At 43.5% G+C, this 18,862-nt stretch carries 16 protein-coding genes; all 16 read left to right on the forward strand.

Features of this window, described 5'->3' with window-relative positions; all coding sequences use genetic code 11:
- Position 1: 1 nt before the first annotated feature.
- The 16 genes from prmC (at position 2) to JS40_RS00290 (ending at position 18,862) form a co-directional block, all read left to right on the forward strand.
- Positions 2–865, forward strand: a complete 864-nt coding sequence (gene prmC / locus JS40_RS00215) for a peptide chain release factor N(5)-glutamine methyltransferase (RefSeq protein ID WP_051957438.1) — start codon at positions 2–4, stop codon at positions 863–865.
- On the forward strand, positions 852–1,442 hold the full coding sequence (locus JS40_RS00220; protein ID WP_034257629.1) for an LOG family protein: 591 nt from the start codon (positions 852–854) through the stop codon (positions 1,440–1,442). The genes prmC and JS40_RS00220 overlap by 14 nt, the downstream gene beginning before the upstream one ends.
- Before the next feature lie 74 nt (positions 1,443–1,516).
- Positions 1,517–3,511, forward strand: a complete 1,995-nt coding sequence (gene ligA, locus JS40_RS00225; RefSeq protein WP_034257630.1) for an NAD-dependent DNA ligase LigA — start codon at positions 1,517–1,519, stop codon at positions 3,509–3,511.
- A 31-nt stretch (positions 3,512–3,542) separates the two neighbouring features.
- Positions 3,543–4,085, forward strand: a complete 543-nt coding sequence (locus tag JS40_RS14685; RefSeq protein WP_152558089.1) for a DUF6913 domain-containing protein — start codon at positions 3,543–3,545, stop codon at positions 4,083–4,085.
- 52 nt (positions 4,086–4,137) lie between these two features.
- Entirely contained in the window at positions 4,138–5,013 is an 876-nt protein-coding gene (dapA, locus tag JS40_RS00235; RefSeq protein WP_034257631.1) for a 4-hydroxy-tetrahydrodipicolinate synthase, read from the forward strand.
- Between the two features lie 136 nt (positions 5,014–5,149).
- The gene (locus tag JS40_RS00240) at positions 5,150–5,959 is read left to right on the forward strand and encodes an outer membrane protein assembly factor BamD (protein WP_034261815.1); all 810 of its coding nucleotides are present in this window, start codon (positions 5,150–5,152) and stop codon (positions 5,957–5,959) included.
- 4 nt (positions 5,960–5,963) lie between these two features.
- Positions 5,964–6,299 (forward strand): DNA-directed RNA polymerase subunit omega, encoded by a 336-nt coding sequence (locus JS40_RS00245; protein WP_034257632.1) that lies wholly within the window; start codon positions 5,964–5,966, stop codon positions 6,297–6,299.
- A gap of 4 nt (positions 6,300–6,303) precedes the next feature.
- Positions 6,304–7,515, forward strand: coding sequence for a bifunctional phosphopantothenoylcysteine decarboxylase/phosphopantothenate--cysteine ligase CoaBC (gene coaBC / locus JS40_RS00250; RefSeq protein ID WP_034257633.1), 1,212 nt, complete (start codon positions 6,304–6,306; stop codon positions 7,513–7,515).
- Complete coding sequence (gene porD / locus JS40_RS00255) at positions 7,508–8,398, forward strand: type IX secretion system protein PorD (protein ID WP_034257634.1); 891 nt, start codon at positions 7,508–7,510, stop codon at positions 8,396–8,398. The genes coaBC and porD overlap by 8 nt, the downstream gene beginning before the upstream one ends.
- Before the next feature lie 91 nt (positions 8,399–8,489).
- A complete protein-coding gene (recN, locus tag JS40_RS00260) occupies positions 8,490–10,142 on the forward strand; it encodes a DNA repair protein RecN (protein WP_034257635.1) in 1,653 nt (550 codons plus the stop codon).
- Positions 10,143–10,191: 49 nt separating this feature from the next.
- Positions 10,192–11,010: an enoyl-ACP reductase FabI gene (locus JS40_RS00265; protein ID WP_034257637.1), complete on the forward strand. Its 819-nt coding sequence runs from the start codon at positions 10,192–10,194 to the stop codon at positions 11,008–11,010.
- A 178-nt stretch (positions 11,011–11,188) separates the two neighbouring features.
- Positions 11,189–14,569, forward strand: coding sequence for a T9SS type A sorting domain-containing protein (locus tag JS40_RS14690; RefSeq protein ID WP_084677404.1), 3,381 nt, complete (start codon positions 11,189–11,191; stop codon positions 14,567–14,569).
- A gap of 71 nt (positions 14,570–14,640) precedes the next feature.
- A complete protein-coding gene (locus tag JS40_RS00275; protein ID WP_034257638.1) occupies positions 14,641–15,642 on the forward strand; it encodes a glycosyltransferase family 2 protein in 1,002 nt (333 codons plus the stop codon).
- 25 nt (positions 15,643–15,667) lie between these two features.
- A complete protein-coding gene (locus JS40_RS00280) occupies positions 15,668–16,612 on the forward strand; it encodes a CdaR family protein (RefSeq protein WP_034257639.1) in 945 nt (314 codons plus the stop codon).
- Positions 16,613–16,633: 21 nt separating this feature from the next.
- Positions 16,634–17,227 (forward strand): dephospho-CoA kinase, encoded by a 594-nt coding sequence (gene coaE / locus JS40_RS00285; protein ID WP_034257640.1) that lies wholly within the window; start codon positions 16,634–16,636, stop codon positions 17,225–17,227.
- Positions 17,228–17,296: 69 nt separating this feature from the next.
- Complete coding sequence (locus JS40_RS00290; RefSeq protein ID WP_034257641.1) at positions 17,297–18,862, forward strand: sensor histidine kinase; 1,566 nt, start codon at positions 17,297–17,299, stop codon at positions 18,860–18,862.

Raw genomic sequence — 18,862 nt, forward strand, 5'->3', positions numbered from 1 at the left:
TGTGACGATTACTGAACTTAAACAACTCTTTTTTTCTGAACTGCAGCCAAGTTATCCTACAGAAGAAGTTCAATCGTTCTTTTCAATGCTTTCTGAAGAAATCCTGAAGAAGACGCGATTGGAAATTGCTTTAGAGCCTGCCATTTCGGTTTCGACTCTCGATCAGAGCCAATTTCAAGCTGCGGTGCGTCGGCTTAAAGAACAGGAACCCATTCAATACATCCTTGGAAAGACCGAATTCTTCGGAATGTCCTTTCTAGTGAATTCCCATACATTGATTCCGCGTCCTGAGACCGAAGAACTCGTGGCATGGATCCTTGATCACAAAAAAGATTTTACAGAGGAGAAGGTTTCAGTTCTAGATCTGGGAACGGGCTCGGGCTGTATTGCTATTGCACTGGCAAAACACCTTCCGCAAGCAAAGGTCGACGCAATGGATATTTCCGAAGAAGCCTTGAAGATCGCGGCACAAAATGTAGCACGGCAGGACGTTTCCGTGAACCTTCAGCATCAAGACATCTTCGCTATGGACAATCTTCCCCAACAGTACGATCTCATTATTTCAAATCCGCCATACGTACGGGAACAGGAAAAGGAGCAAATGCAAGCCAATGTGTTGCGATACGAACCGGAAGGGGCCCTTTTTGTTCCCAACGATGATCCCTTACGGTTCTACCGAAAAATCGCCCAACTGGCAAAGAGAGGATTACGCGATCAAGGAGTTCTTTACTTCGAGATTAATGAGTATCTTAGTAACGAAATGACACAGATGCTTCAAAATGAAGGATTTGATCATGTTGTAATTGAACAGGACATGTTCGGGAAAGACCGAATGATAAAAGCAACGCTTCATGCCGGCAATTGAAAAAATATGTGTTTTCTGCGGAAGCAGTGAAGGAAATGATCAGGCCATTATCGATGCTGCGGTGCGTTTGGGCGAAACGTTTGCAAAGCGTGAAATCACCCTTGTGTATGGTGCTGCCAAGATTGGAGTTATGGGCATTATCGCAAAAGCGACTTTGGATGCAGGCGGAAAGGTTACGGGAGTGATCCCGGGCTTCCTTAAAAAGAAAGAGGTCGTGCACTTGGGACTTACACAATTGATCACAACCGATAATATGCACGAACGCAAGCTTAGAATGCATGAATTAAGTGATGGTTTTATTGCAATGCCCGGCGGTATTGGTACTTTGGAGGAACTGTTCGAGATCCTTACCTGGCTTCAACTCGGCTTACATACCAAGCCCATTGGACTTCTTAACATTAATGGTTTTTATAATGATCTTCTGCAATTATTGGAAACCATGGTGCGCAAGGGATTTGTTTCTATGGAAAATTACGAATTGCTTTTAGTCGGTACGACCATAGATGGTTTGCTGGAAAAAATGTCCCAATTTAAAGCACCCCCCATTCCACATTGGCTTACCGAAGAGCGCACCTAAGTGCTACGTAGTTTTGTTTATAAACTGTGTGTTCAACCCCTTTAATTTTTCTGAAGGAATTTTATATTTGTTACATGAACATCGAACAGCAGATCATCCAGCTTCGCAACGAACTCCGGGAGCATAATTACAACTATTACGTACTGGATAATCCAACGATTTCCGATTTTGAGTTCGATCAAAAGCTGAAAACCTTGCAGCATCTGGAGGCCGAGCATCCGGAGTACCATGACCCCAATTCACCAACCTTACGCGTAGGGGGAGAAGTGACAAAGAATTTCGAAACAGTGGCGCATACCTATAGGATGTACTCGTTAGACAATTCGTATTCTAAGGAAGATCTGCAGGACTGGGAGAAACGCATCCTGAAACAAATTGACGATGCCGTTACCTATACATGTGAGTTAAAATACGACGGCGCATCCATGAGTCTCACGTATAAAGATGGAAAACTGCAACGGGCAGTCACACGTGGTGATGGATTTCAAGGGGATGACGTCACCACCAATGTCAAGACGATTAAGTCGGTGCCATTACAACTTAAAGGTGGCTATCCGCCGTTCTTCGAAATACGGGGAGAGATCGTATTGCCCTTTGCGGGATTTGAGAGGATGAACGCCGAACGAATTGCGATTGGAGAAGAGCCGTACCGGAACCCTCGAAATACAGCCTCCGGAAGTTTAAAACTACAGGATAGTAGTGAAGTTGCCAAGCGTCCGTTGGAATGCTTGCTTTACAGTATAAAAGGTGAGCGACTTGATATTAAGACACAGTTTGAAGGCCTTCAAAAAGCAAGGGATTGGGGGTTTAAGGTCCCTCCGGAGGCAAAACTGGCGCATTCTATGGATGAGGTTCTGGAATATATAGCTTATTGGGACACACAAAGACATCAATTGCCTTACGAAACCGATGGCGTGGTAGTAAAGGTCAACGACCTGCAACAACAAGAAGAACTGGGTTATACGGCTAAAGCACCACGCTGGGCCATTGCTTATAAGTTCAAGGCAGAGCAGGTCTCGACCGTGCTTAACGAGATCACATATCAGGTGGGACGTACCGGAGCCATTACCCCGGTAGCGAATCTGGAACCTGTGGAACTGGCTGGTACTATCGTGAAACGGGCATCCTTACACAATGCCGACCAGATCGCCAAATTGGATATTCGGGTAGGGGACACGGTCTTTGTGGAAAAAGGAGGAGAGATCATCCCCAAGATCATTGCGGTCGATCTTCCGCAGAGAGAAAGGGATTCGAGCCCTACAAAATACATCGCTCATTGCCCCGAATGCCATACAGAATTGGTGCGAAAAGAAGGTGAAGCACAGCATTATTGCCCTAATTCTGAAGGGTGCCCTCCTCAAATCATTGGACGTATTCAGCATTATATCTCCCGTAAGGCCATGGACATTGAAGGGCTGGGAGGAGAGACCGTAGCGCTTCTGGTGAATAACAATCTGATCTCGAATTATGCAGATCTCTATGAATTGTCAAAAGAACAAGTGATCCCTCTGGATCGTATGGCAGAGAAAAGTGCCGATAACCTTATTGCCGGGATCGAAGCGTCGAAAAAGATCCCTTTTGAACGCGTGCTGTTTGCACTTGGAATTAGGTACGTTGGGGAGACCGTAGCAAAGAAATTAGCCAAACATTACAAGACGGTTGATGCCTTGGCGAATGCTTCGGTGGAAGAATTGATCACGGTAGATGAAATTGGCGATCGGATTGCCGAAAGTGTTGTTGCGTTCTTTTCCGAAGAAAAAAATAAAAAGATCATCGAACGGCTGAAGCAGCACGGCGTGCAACTGGAGATCTCGGCGGAGAAGCTGGCAAATCAAACCGATAAATTGGCAGGTAACACTTTTGTCGTGTCGGGAGTGTTTTTGAAAGTATCTCGAAACGAACTAAAAAAATTGATCGAGGACAACGGGGGGAAAGTGTCGGGTTCTATCTCCGGAAAGACCAATTATGTGGTTGCCGGAGAGAATATGGGTCCTAGTAAAAAGACCAAGGCAGACGATCTGGGAGTGCCAATTATTTCTGAAGACGAATTTTTGGAAATGATCGATTGATTCTTCGTAAAGCGATGCGAAAATCGTATTTTTGCTCCACTTCTTTGGAACTGCCATGTTGAAAAAATTAAAACAAAGATCCTTACAAAAGCTTACAGAGAAAAACCTGAAAGAACGGGACCTTTCACAGGTTAATGCGCCGTTGACACGCTTAGGATTTTTAGTGGATGAGAGCGAGTTTCAGGAGTTTGATGTACTCTACGATTTTGCTTCAGTGCTGGGTATTCAGAGAAAAGATGTAAAAGTGTTTTCCTTCTTGGAGTCGAAGCGAAAATTACCTTCCTTGAGAAACAATCAGGTGTACAATAAAGATTTTACATGGAAAGGGGAATTACATAACCAGAATGCGCAAGAATTCTTAGACATACCTTTCGATGTGCTCATAGGGTATTATAAAGGTCCGAATGAATTTCTGGACCTTATGGTCTCCGCAAGCAAAGCCAAATTTAAAGTGGGTGTCGTCAATGCCGATCCCCGATTGTACGATCTAATAATTGCCATTCCGCCGGAAGAAGTGAATGCTTTTAGAGACGAACTAAAAAAGTATTTAAAGATATTGAACAAAATTAGCTAATCAACCGAAAGCGCCGGCGCCGGAGGAAAGGTAGCCTAAACCGAAAAAAATCATGAAAGAACTTATTGGAACCGGAGTTGCACTCATTACTCCCTTTACTGAAGATTATAAAGTCGATACCGAAGCACTTACCCGTGTGGTGAACTTCAACATAGAGAATGGGATTGATTATTTAGTGGTGTTAGGAACCACGGCCGAAAGTGTGACCTTAAGTAAAAGCGAAAAACAGCTGGTCATCGATACAATTATAGCTGCAAACAACAGCAGAATACCCTTGGTGTTGGGAATTGGTGGGAATGATACGCGTGCTGTGATCAATGAAATGCAAGAAAGGGATCTAACGCATTTCGCAGCCGTTCTTTCGGTATCCCCAATGTATAACAAACCTACACAAGAAGGTATTTACCAGCATTTTGCGGCCATCGCTCAAATGGCACCCAAGCCCATTATTCTTTACAATGTGCCGGGACGTACGGCTTCCAATATGCTGCCGGAGACGGTGATTCGGTTGGCCAATGATTTCGAGAGTATCGTTGCCATCAAAGAAGCAGCGGGAGATATCGTTCAGGCCATGCGATTAATCTCCGGCTGTCCTAAGGACTTCCTGGTGATTTCGGGAGACGACATGGTCACGTTACCTATGGTATTGGCGGGAGGAGCCGGGGTTATTTCGGTGATTGGAGAAGTCTTTCCGAAGGAATTTTCACAGATGGTACGCTTGGGGTTGGATAAAAAAGCAGTAGAAGCTTATAAGATCCACTATAAGATCGCACCGGCTATCGATTACATTTTCGCTGAAGGAAATCCGGCGGGTGTAAAGGCCGTTTTCAATGCTTTGGGGATCTGCGGACCTACGGTTCGTTTGCCGTTGGTTGGCGTAAGCGAGAACTTGAAAGCAAAAATTGATTCATTTGTTGCCTCTTTTTAATACTGAAAAAGGGATAAGAACGTTACATAATTGAAAACCCCAGTAATTGCAGGGGTTCATTGCGCTATTTTAGTCGCATAATAAGTTTTTATAATCACGTATAATTCACTACTTTTGCACGATGTTTTTTAAATATATGAAAGCGAGTCTTTTAATTTTGGTAATGGCGTTGTTTTTTGTTTCGTGTAGCGAATACCAAAAGGTATTACGAGCGGACGAGATAGCACCTAAGTACGCAATGGCAGATTCGCTGTACCAACAGGGAAAATATAAAAAAGCATTGCAGCTTATGGAGCAGATCGTTCCGGCATATCGTGGAAAGCCACAGGCAGAGAAATTGATGTTCATGTATGCCAATACCTTTTACAATCTTGAGGATTTTTATTTGGCCGGATATCAGTTTGAGCGTTTTGAGACCTCTTATCCAAAGAGTGACAGTGTAGAAACTGCCGCCTATCTTTCGGCCAGAAGTTATTACGAGCTCTCACCGCGCTATTCTTTGGACCAAACAGATACCGATAAAGCGCTGGAGCGTCTTCAGGAATTTGTGAACAAGTATCCAAATAGTGAAAAACGCACCGAGGTGAATTCCCTGGTTTCAGAATTGAGACAAAAGAAGGAGAAGAAAGAGTTCGAAGTAGCTGCGCAGTACTTGCGGGTATCCGACTATAAGGCTGCCATTAGTGCGTTCGATAACTTTATTACAGACAATCCGGGCTCGACCTACCGTAAAGACGCCTTTTTTGGCAGATTTGAAGCGGCGTATAAGTTAGCCATCAACAGTATTCCTGCTTTGGTGAACGAACGATTGGTAACAGCGAAGAGTTATTACAACAGTTTTATTAAATATTATAGCGATAGTGACCTGAAGGCCGACGCGGATGAAATCTTGAACGATATCAACAAACGTTTGGAGTCAGAAACAGCAACAACAAGTATAAATTAGGATTATGAGCGATATTAAAAATTCTGAAGCACCTATCAATACCACCACCATTGATAAGAACATGGTAGATGCTCCCACCGGCAATATCTACGAAGCCATCTCTATTATTTCCAAAAGAGCTGTGCAGATCAACGGGGATATTAAAAAGGAGTTGTTGGAAAAACTAGATGAGTTTGCTACCTACAACGATAGTTTGGAAGAGATCTTCGAGAACAAAGAGCAGATAGAAGTGTCAAAATTCTACGAAAAACTACCTAAGCCACACGCTTTGGCAGTTCAGGAATGGTTGGAGAATAAAATCTACTACCGTAACACGAAGGACGAAGCCTTAGAAAAATAAGATCATGTCTGTGCTAAGCGGTAAAAATATACTTTTAGGCGTCACAGCCGGTATAGCCGCTTATAAATCGGCCTTTCTGGTTCGGCTGCTTGTAAAGGCAGGAGCACAGGTAAAAGTTGTGATGACACCTTCTGCCAAGGAGTTCGTGACACCGCTTACACTTTCCACACTTTCTAAGAACGAGGTCTTTTCTTCATTTACGAATGATGAGGATGAAAATGCCCAATGGAATAACCACGTTGAGTTAGCCCTTTGGGCAGATCTATTTGTGATCGCCCCTGCCACTGCAAACACCCTTTCGAAGATGGCCCATGGCACCAGCGATAATTTATTACTTGCCTGCTATCTTTCGGCAAAATGTCCTGTCTATTATGCCCCGGCTATGGATCTGGATATGTACAAACATCCGTCGACCAAACAAACCTTTGAGACGCTGGATTCCTTTGGAAACATTCGTATTCCGGCCGAACATGGTGAGCTTGCCAGTGGTCTGGTAGGGGAGGGGCGCATGGCAGAACCCGAAACCATTATCGCTTTTCTGGAAGATGCCATTAAAAGAACACTTCCGCTACGAGGAAAAAAAGTAGTTATCACGGCCGGTCCTACGTATGAAGCCATAGATCCGGTACGTTTTATAGGAAACCATTCCAGCGGAAAAATGGGCTATGCCATTGCCGAAGCCGCAGTAAAACTCGGGGCTGAGGTGATCCTTATTTCAGGACCCTCTTCGCTTTCTGTAAATGAAAAAAGGCTTACCCTCGTAAAAGTCACCAGCGCCGAAGAAATGTACAATGAGACTCATTCCCACTTCGATTCTTGCGATATTGCGATCTTAAGTGCGGCTGTAGCCGACTACCGCCCAAAACAAGTGTCTACACAAAAGATCAAAAAAGCAGCGGGGCCACTTACACTTTCCTTGGAAAAAACAGATGATATCCTCGCATCTTTGGGCGCACGAAAGAAGCGGCAATTTTTGGTAGGCTTTGCATTGGAGACCGAGAATGAACTGGAGAATGCAAAAACGAAACTCAAAAAAAAGAATTTAGATTTAATTGTGTTAAATTCGCTGAATGATGAAGGAGCCGGATTTAGTAAAGATACCAACAAAGTAACTTTGGTATCAAAAGACAATAAAGTCCTTCCTTTTTCAGTTAAACCCAAGACAGAAGTCGCAAACGATATTTTACAATATATTATAGAACAACTCCATGCGTAGATTATTATTTTTATGTTCCTTAGTGTGTAGCAGCTTGATCGTTCAAGCCCAAGAATTGAACTGTACCGTAACCGTAGACGCCGAGCAGTCCGGACAACCCAATCAGCAGGTGTTTAGAACTTTGGAACAACAGGTAACAGAATTTATCAACAACAGCAAATGGACAGATAAGGCATACAACAATCAAGAGCGTATTGATTGTAACATGACCATTATCATTACTGAATATACCGGAGATTCCTTTGGGGCTACTTTACAAATCCAATCCTCGCGTCCCGCATATGGTTCTACCTACGACAGTCCTGTTTATAATTATAACGATAAGCAGTTCAATTTTAGATATATTGAATTCCAGCCGTTAAATTTTAACATCAACAGCTTCGATAGTAATCTTATATCGGTGATCGCATATCACGTATACACCATCATTGGATTGGATGCAGATACCTTCGAGTTGAACGGCGGTCAGGAATATTTTGAAGTAGCAAAACAGATCATCAATACGGCAGCATCCAGTAACTTTTCGGGATGGCGTGCTACAGACGGGGTGCAATCGCGCTACCGCTACAACGATGCATTGTTGTCTAACGTTTACAAAGAATTCCACGATGCAATGTACGATTACCACCGTTTGGGGATCGACAAGATGCATGAGAATCCCAAAGAAGCCAAAGTCGAGATTGTAAAGGCTATCGAGAAACTTAAGAGTATTAATGACAGACGCCCAAACTCTTTCTTATTACGCACATTCTTTGATGCCAAGAGCGATGAGATCCAGGCGATCTTTAGCGGCGGACCTCAGGTAGAGATCGTTTCCCTCGTTGAGAACCTCAATAGGATGGCACCTACCAAGCGCACCAACTGGGCTGAAATTAAGTTTTAAACAACGCCTCGATTTTCTTGCAGGAGTAACAAAACTCTTCTATTTTAGAAGCTATCTAAGCAACTTACCGTTGCTGTATTAAATTGTACCCGTGCTTACAACCCTTGCCATAAAAAATTACGCACTCATCGACGATATTCGCGTGGACTTCCACAGCGGATTAACCATTATTACCGGTGAGACCGGAGCGGGGAAGTCCATCTTACTGGGTGCTTTGGCCTTGGTCCTTGGGAAACGGGCCGACAGTAGTAGTGTGAAGGATGCGACCCAGAAATGCGTGATTGAAGCCGAATTCAGTATTGGAGCATATAAGTTACAAACTGTATTCGATGAAAATGATCTTGATTACGAGCCCCGCACCATCGTACGCCGCGAAATTCTACCGGGAGGTAAATCCCGTGCTTTTGTAAACGATACGCCCGTTGCTTTGACGCAGCTTCAGGAGCTGGGTCCGCATTTGGTCGATATCCATAGTCAGCATGAGACGTTAACTTTATCTTCAGAAACCTTTCAGTTGGAAGTGATCGATGCACTGGCTGGTAATGCCTCGTTGCTTCAGGAGTACCAACACAATCTGGAGACATATAAGCATCTTTCCGAAGCACTTTCCGAAGCCAAAAAAGAAAAAGAGGATGCCACTCGAGACCTCGATTACAATACTTTTTTATACAATGAGCTAAAGCAGGCAGGTCTGGATAAGATCGATCAACAGGACCTGGAAGAAACCTATGAAACCCTTAACAATACCGAAGATATACAGGAATCCTTGGCTCGGATCCTTCAGTTGCTTTCTGAAGAACAGATAGGTTCTCTGGAAACAGCTAAAGAAGCACGCATCGCCTTAGGTAAGTTACGATCGTTTTCTTCGGAATATGAGTCCCTCTGGAATAGGCTGAACAGTGTCATTATTGAACTGGAGGACATAGAGGAGACCCTTTCAGAAAAAGCATCACAGGTTGAAGCCGACCCCGAAAAATTATTGGAAATAGGCGAAAAATTACGAGTATTATATGCGCTTCAAGAAAAACACTTGGTGTCTAGTGTGAAGGAATTGCTGACGTTGCAGGAAGAATTGGAAGGAAAGATCGATGTGACCTTATCTATGGACGAACGCATTGCTTCGCTTGAAGTGCAAGTGCATTCTCAAAAGAAAATAACCCTGGACAAAGCCAACAGTCTGCATCAAAAGCGGGAAGAAGCCATTCCCAAATTAAAGGAACAACTGGAAGAAATATTAAAAGAGTTAGGCTTGGCAAATGCACGTTTTCAATTCGAGCTGACTCCTTCGGAAAACTTTAGAATGCTGGGCACAGACCGGTTGGAATTGTTGTTCACGGCAAATAAAGGGCTGGCATTTAGTCCGCTTAAAAAAGTAGCTTCCGGCGGGGAGCTTAGCAGGATCATGTTGGCAATAAAAGCGGTGCTTTCTCATTATAAAAGATTACCAACCATTATTTTTGATGAGATCGACACAGGTGTTTCGGGTGAGATCGCTCATAAAATGGCAACTATCATGGGCACGATGAGTCGTTCCATGCAGCTTTTTAGTATCACCCATTTACCGCAAATCGCCGCCAAGGGAGATCACCACGTAAAAGTGTATAAAGAGGACAGTGGTGCGGTGACGGCAACCCGATTAAAGACCCTGACCGAGGAAGAGCGTATTGTCGAGATCGCTCAAATGATAGGCGGGAAGGAAGTGACAGATTCGGCCATTGCCCACGCTAAAGAATTATTGAATTAAATGTATCTTTACAATCAAACCATAAGTATTAATCTAAGCAACTTAATCAATGGCATATAATTTACTACAAGGAAAACGAGGAATTATCTTTGGCGCACTGGATGAGAATTCCATCGCATGGAAGACAGCAGAGCGCATACACGAAGAAGGTGGAAAGTTTGTATTGACGAATGCGCCCATTGCAATGCGTATGGGGCAGATCAATGCCTTGGCCGAAAAAACGGGATCTGAGATCATCCCTGCAGATGCAACCAATATGGAGGATCTGGAGAATTTAATTGCAAAATCCATGGAGATCCTGGGAGGAAAGCTCGACTTTGTTCTTCACTCTATTGGAATGTCTGTGAATGTTCGTAAAGGGAAGCATTATACCGATCAGAACTACGACTGGACCCACAAGGGATGGGATGTTTCTGCGGTCTCATTTCATAAGACCATGAATGTGTTGTACAACAAGAATGCAATGAACGAATGGGGGAGTATCGTAGCGCTTACTTATATGGCGGCGCAACGTGTTTTTCCCGATTATAATGATATGGCCGATAATAAAGCGTATCTGGAATCTATTGCGCGAAGCTTCGGGTATTTCTTCGGAAAGGATAAAAAAGTACGTGTGAATACTATTTCACAATCACCAACACCTACCACTGCGGGTCAAGGAGTCAAAGGTTTTGACGGCTTTATCGCTTATGCCGAAAAAATGTCGCCCTTAGGCAACGCAACAGCTTTAGATTGTGCAAATTATACGGTGGCCATGTTTAGCGATCTTACGAAACGAGTGACCCTTCAGAATTTATACAACGACGGCGGATTCTCCAATATGGGTGTTAGCAACGAAGTGATGGAGTCCTTTATGGACAACCAATAGCAATAGGATCCTTAATAATATATAGTGAATCCTTTTAAGGCATTTTTTGGTCTTAAAAGGATTTTTATTTTTCTGAATGGCTTATTGGCGTTAAAAAATGTCACTTGTCGAATTTTAGTTTAAGAGAATAGTTATTTATGTATCTTCCATAAGATATTAACTAATCTTTTAAATTATTATGAAGAAAATTACATTCTTGTTGTGTATGCTGTTGTTTATAGGGACAGCGACGGCACAAAAAATTCCGGTAAAGGAAACAAAGGGACTATCGACCACGATACCCCTTCAGAAAAAACAAGTAACTCCTTCTCAAAGAGTACTTGATTACAGACAAGCGAATACTTCGCAAAGAGCAGTAGATTATAAGCAGTCTGCTACTGAAATGGTGGTCACTGATAATGGAGAGTACTGTCAAAGAGCAATCCTGGATCAGTCTAATACCAGAGCAGCAAGTTCGCTTCCTACCGAAGTATTATCAACCGGTTTTGCTGGCGGTAACGGAAACTTCGGAAATATGTTCGACCTGAACATCCTGAACGATGTGACGCTTACCTCGTTTGACGTTCATGGTCAAGCTACCGCAGTATTCGATGTAGAAGTGTATGCAAAAGTGGGTACACACGTAGGGTTCGAAGGAAATGCTGCAGCCTGGACTTTGATTGGTACCGCAACGGGGATTACCTCTAACGGATTGGGTGTGCCTACACCACTCAACCTGAATTTAGGGTATAGCATGCTTGCAGGTGAGACCCATGCATTCTATGTGACCCCTGTTAACCCTACCACCGGTAATGGTTTTCAGTATACCAATGGAACCGGAGTAGGAAATGTTTGGGCGAGTGATGCAAATATGGAATTTATAGAAGGAGCGGCCAAACCGTATCCTTTTACAGGAACAACTTTCGGCCCCCGCGTTTTTAATGGAAATATCATCTACGAAACTGCCGGTGGCGGTGGTGGTGATGTATGGACCGTGACTGTGGAAGATACCGCAAACTTTGGAGATGAAGTAACATGGGAACTTCGCGACAATGGAGGTAATGTAATATTAAGTGGTGGCCCTTACGGTGCACCTCCTTACAGCGATACCCAGATGGTAACTACCAGTGGCGAACCTTTGGAGTTCTTTATTGAATCCATGGGGACCTTTAATGACAATACACCAATCTACACGGTGTCTTGCGGCGGGAACGTTATCGTTACCGGACAATTGACAGGAGGTACCGATACTACAGAACCGGGATTGGTCTGTGGAGGCGGAAGCTCCGGCATGTGGACCGTATTGGTTGAAGATACAGCTAACTTTGGAGATGAAGTGACCTGGGAGTTGAGAAACAATGGAGGGAACATCCTGTTAAGCGGCGGCCCTTACGGTGCACCTCCTTATAGCGATACGCAGATGGTTACCACCTCAGATGAGCCTCTGGAATTCTTTATCGAATCCATGGGAACGTTCAATGACAACACGCCTAACTATACTATTTCCTGCGATGGGAACGTGATCGTTAGTGGTCAACTCGCCGGAGGTACAGATACCACCGAAACCGGACTCGTGTGCGGCGGCGGTGGCGGACCCACTTGTGGTGGAACCATTGCCAACTATACTAATGGCACAAATGCCGGAAACGGAGCACCCTCTCAGGATTTTTCTCCCGCCAATGATATATTTGACAGCATGGCGGCAGATGACTTTATTGTAGCCGTTGGTCCTTCTATGGCCGGAGCCATTTGTGAGGTAAGTATTACAGGTATTGGAGCCGGGATTCCGGCAGATCCTACTAATATGATCATTATGCGTATCTACGATGATATGGCGGGGGTACCTGGAAATGTCATTTATACAGAATCGTTCTTAGGAACAGATGTAGATCCGGGTGGAACAGGATCATTTACACTTTCACCTACTGGTGGTGCAAATTTAACCGGTGGTGAAACCTATTGGTTAAGCGTAGTTGCACAAATGTCTTTTGCTACAAGCGGACAATGGTTTTGGTCTACTGCTACAGATGGCAACGATAACCCTTATCAATGGCAAAACCCGGGTGGTGGTTTTGGAACTCCATGTGCTTCTTGGGGTGCCGGACAAACGACATGCGGTGTTGCCGGAGGTACAGGTCCGGACCTTATGATGGACATTAGCTTTGTTGAAGTTCCAACCAGCGACGAATGTGCAGGTGCAATTCCCGTTGTTTGTGGTGATGTGATCACAGGTACTACAGCAGACAACACCAATCAAGGTGGCTTCAATGCTTCTCCGGACGAGTGGTATTCGTTTACAGGGACCGTTGTGGGTGAGATCGTGACACTTTCATTGTGTAGCGGTACTTCGTACGATTCTATGCTTACCGTGTATGATGCCTGTGGCGGAGCTGTGGTTGTCAATAACGACGACGCTTGTGGCCTTCAGTCTGAAGTATCCTTTATTTCTGATGGGGTAAGCACATATTATATTGCTGTGGAAGGATTTGGAACAAATTCCGGTGCTTTCAGCATGACGGTTAGTTGTAACCCGGTGGCTGCCAACGACGAATGTGCGAATGCTGAAACCATTAGCTGTGGACAGACCATTTTAGGTTCTACCAACTTTGCCACCTTGGATGCTGCGGCTCCGGTGTGTAACACTTCGATCACTGCGCCCGGTGTTTGGTATACCTTTACCGATACTAGCGGCTTACTAACCGACTATGTGGTATCACTTTGTGATGGTGGCACTGCTTATGACAGTAAACTTACGGTGTACTCGGGAGACTGTGGTACGTTGACCTGTATTGGTGACAACGACGACACCTGTGGTCTTCAGTCGGAAGTAGCCTTCCAGGGTGATGGTAGTACAACCTACTACATCCTAGTACACGGATTTGGAGGCGCTCAGGGCGACTTCTCCTTGAACCTTAACTGTACTCCGGTACCTCCACCAAACGATATGATCGCCAACTCCATTGACGTGGATGAGATAGGATTCCCTTATACCGATCCTAACGTAGCGATGCCTGCTGCAACGACAGAGGCCGGCAACCCAACGGGTTGTAACATAGACGGAGCCAATGGAGTTTGGTACAACTTTGTCTCTCAAGGAAACGGCGGAGCGTCTTGTACGATCTTGAATCCTGGAGGAGCAAGTTCCGTTACTTTCTATACAGCTCCGGATGAGAGCTCGACCGAAGCAGAACTTACTTTGGTACCTCAGGGAACCAACCAGTGTGGTCCGGGCGTGAATGCATCGATCAATACGGTAGCCGGACAGGCATACTATGTGTTTGTATTGAACACAGGAGCTGCGTCCGATATCTTGATCCAGGGATACTTATTAGGTGTGGACGAGAATGGAATCGAAGGCTTTAGCTTCTATCCGAACCCGGCCAATGAGATCTTGACGATAAGTGCACTGGATACTATCGAGCATGTGGCCGTATACAACATGCTGGGTCAAACGGTGTTGAACCAGAAGATCAATGCTACAAGTTCACAACTGGATGTTTCAGGATTTGCTACAGGGACCTATATCCTGAAAGCAACCGTGAACGGACAGATAGGAACGTATCAGATTATTAAGGAGTAATTTTTTTCAAGTTAGTTTTAAAAGCCATTCGCTATACGCGAGTGGCTTTTTTTTTTGAGTACCTTTGGTAAATGAATCGTCAATATTCATTTATTATACCTGTCTACAACAGACCGGACGAAACCCAAGAATTGCTTGAGAGCCTTTCAAAGATGGTGACTGGTGTCCCTTTTGAAGTTGTGATCGTGGAAGATGGTTCGACCGTTTCTTCAGAAGAAATAAGTAAAGCATATAGTACGACGTTACAAATTTCGTATTACTACAAAGAGAATTCCGGACCGGGCGATTCTAGAAATTTTGGAATGGAAAAGGCCAAAGGAAATTATTTTATCATACTGGACTCCGATTGCCTTATCCCGCCTCATTATCTCGATACGGTTGACGCCTATTTGTCGAAGCACTATGTTGATTGTTATGGAGGGGCGGATGCTGCACACCCAGGATTTTCTAACCTTCAAAAAGCGATCAATTATGTAATGACCTCTTTTCTAACTACCGGAGGCATTCGCGGCAGTGAAAGAAGCGTTCAACAATTTGAACCCAGAAGTTTCAATATGGGCATCTCCAGGCAAGCTTTCGAACAAACAGGGGGGTTTGGTAAAATACATCCGGGAGAGGATCCCGATCTTTCACAACGTATTCGCAAGCAAGGTTTTAAAACAACTTTTTTACCCAATGCATATGTCTATCACAAGCGCCGTATCTCTTGGAAAAAATTCTATATACAAGTCAAAAAATTCGGGCTGGTGCGACCTATTTTGAATACATGGCATCCAAAAGCAGCCAAAGTAACCTTTTGGCTGCCTTCTTTGTTTATTGCTTTTGTGATCGCGTCTTTGATAAGCGCACTTTTTTTGGACTGGAAGTTTTTGATCCCTTTAGCGGGTTACGTACTTTTATTATTTTTCGATGCTGCCATTAAGAATAAGAGTGTACGGATCGGGTTATTAGCGGTTATCGCTCTTTTTGTTCAATTCTTTGGCTACGGAATTTCTTTTTTAAGGTCTTCTTTTTATATTCGGTTGCTGAAAAGAGATCCGCAAAAACAATTCCCAAACTTATTTTTTAAGTAATTTAGAGACTATACCCACTTCATCTATGCTAAAAAAGAAAAAATACAAAAGTGCCAAAGTAAAATCCTTTTTATTTTTTCTTTTGTTAGCGGCACTTTTCTGGTCACTCACTAAATTCTCAAAAGAGTATACCGCAAGTTTAAGTGCTTCATTACACTATGAGAATCCGCCTGCAACAAGGGTTTTGGGAGAGGATAATCCAACTGAGTTGAGCTTCGATATGACAGCGAGTGGATTTCAGTTTTTGTTGTATGAATTGAAAAGACCTCAAGTGAGGATCAATGTAGGGAACTATTATAAGAAGAACGCAGCGCAGGTTGTGATCAATAAGACCGAACTGGCAAGGATTATTTCTAGTCAGTTGGAACAGCAAATACTGGTGAAGAACATTTCCCTGGAGGAACTGCGTATTTCCTTAAGTGAAGTGATCTCTAAAAAAGTACCGCTGCATCCACAAGTTTCAATCACATTTAAAGAAGGCTTCAATACTACCGATTCACTTCGAATTTCTCCCGACTCGGTACAAGTTACAGGTCCGGCACCACAATTGGATTCCATACAATTCATTAATACAGAACCCCTGTTACTGGAAAATATTGATAGTGATATTGACCGAGAGATCGGGCTGCAAATCCCGCCCAACAAAAAACTATCATTAAGCACCACAACAGCAAGAATTGTGTTAAATGCTGAAGAGTTCACCCAAAAAGAATTGACCCTCCCCATAAGCGTGGTCAACGTTCCGGAAGGGATCTCTTTGAAACTAATACCGGAGCGGATTGTAGTTACTTTTATAGTCTCGGTATCCGACTTTAATACGATCGATCTGAAACAGTTCCGATTGATCTGCGATTTTGCTGAACGAAATCAGGAAGAACATTTTATGATTCCCAAACTTAAAGAAAGCCCCGCCAACATTAGGAACATAGAATTTAGTGAAAAGAAGATCGATTACCTTGTTTTTAAATAATACATACGTAACTGAAAAATCGTGAAGATCATAGGACTTACCGGCGGAATTGGAAGTGGAAAAACCACAGTGGCGGAAATGTTTCACCACATGGGGGTTCCGGTGTACATCGCAGATGTTGAAGCAAAGAGACTCACCAATACCTCTAAGGTTATAAAGAAGAAGTTGATTGCACTTTTGGGAGCAGCAGCTTATACCCATGGAGGTCTTGATCGAGCCTATGTGGCCTCTATTGTATTTAGTGATCCTAAGATATTACAACAAGTGAATAATATTATTCACCCAAAGGTAGCAGCACATTTTAAACGATGGATGAAACGTCAACAGGGCGTTTACTGCATCAAAGAAACAGCGATATTGTTTGAGAACGAAGGATATAAACAATGCGATCTCACCATACTGGTTGTAGCTCCTCGCGAAACGCGTATACAACGGATTATGCAGCGAGACGATACGACTATCGAACAAATAGAACAACGAATGGCCAATCAATGGCCCGATGAAAAAAAGGTCCCGCTGGCCGATTTTGTCATTGAAAATACTGATCTGAAGGCTACGCAAGCACAGGTGAAACAAATCCACAAAAAGCTTATCAATACAGGGGAGAAGACCTGACCAAATCATTTTGTTAACATTTGGTTAAATGGAAAGTCGCCTAAATGTTAAAATCTTACATTTGGGGATATGAACAAAAAGCTTTTCGCAATCCTTATCGCCCTAATGACGCTCTCATTGCTGGGGATCATTTTTGTTCAGGGATATTGGATCACAAACTCCTATCAAACCAAGGAAGATCAGTTTAGTTTTAACGTTCGCAACACACTTATTGCAGTGGCATCGACTATACAGCTTCGGGAATTAGAGGATTATTATAATGTGTACAGTGGTTATGTAGACAGTATTGACGTTCCGGATAATGTAAATTTCAGTGAACTGATCTATACTACCCGAAATAACGAAACCGATGAAACCGTTATTTTTTCCGATGGTATCCTGGAAGAGGATTATAAGTTATCGTCCAATTTTCTCGATACCGAAATAGACAGCATTCGGTTTAAAAAGATCACCAATAAAAAAAGTACCACAAAATTGCTTCCTGGGGTAGACGGCAGTAACAATGTAGCTAAAAGCACCATAGAATCGTTCAGTAGGTTAAAGGACTACGAGCGTAAACAATTCGAGGATGCTTTCAGAAATATATCGGCTAAAACTCCCATCCACAAACGAGTGAGTGGGGAAGAGATCGAAAAAGAACTTCGGAAGGAACTTATGGAAAGAGGGGTTACCTCCAAGTTTGAATATGCTGTATATAGCAATGATCTGGCCACCAAAGTGCACTCCAAGAAGTTTAAAATGGACCCCCAATCCACTTATGAGGTACCGCTTTTTGAAAATGAAGAAATGAACGCCAACTATACTTTACATGTAAATTTTCTGGGAAAACGCCAGGAGGTGCTTAGTTCCATTTTAGGAATGGCACTCCTGTCTCTTGTTTTTACGGGAGTGATCATTTTGGCGTATTCCAGTGCCTTATCTCAACTATTCAAACAAAGGCAGATCTCACAGATCAAATCCGATTTTATCAATAACATGACCCATGAGTTTAAAACGCCCATCGCTACCATCAATTTGGCGCTGGACGCACTCAAGAATCCCAAGGTGAAGGACGATCATGAATTCCTGAATAGGTATTTGGGAATGATACGGGATGAGAACCGCAGAATGCACGCTCAAGTGGAGAACGTACTGCGAATTTCCAAATTGGAGAAGAATGAATTAGATCTGCCAAAAGAGCGCTTAAAAATTCACGATATTGTAGAGAGTGCTATTACGCACGTAGAACTCATAGTGGAAGATCGCGGCGGCTATGTAGCCACACATTTTGGCGCTTTGAAATCTTCGGTGTTGGGAAATGATTCGCATCTCACCAATGTGGTGGTCAATTTACTGGACAATGCGATAAAATATTCAGAAGACACTCCAAAGATCGATATCTACACCGAAAATGTAAAGAACAGTATCATCCTAAAGATCCGTGATCAGGGTATGGGGATGAGTAAAGCGGTTCAAAAACGAATCTTTGAAAAATTTTATAGAGAATCCACCGGCGACATACACAATGTCAAAGGGCATGGTCTTGGCCTTGCCTACGTAAAACGCATCTTAGACGATCACGATGCAGAAATCTACGTAGAAAGCGAAAAAGGCAAAGGCAGTACATTTATACTAAAACTACACTTAATATCTTAA

Origin of the sequence: Altibacter lentus (genome assembly GCF_000746845.1) — a bacterium.
Taxonomy (GTDB): Bacteria; Bacteroidota; Bacteroidia; order Flavobacteriales; family Flavobacteriaceae; genus Altibacter; species Altibacter lentus.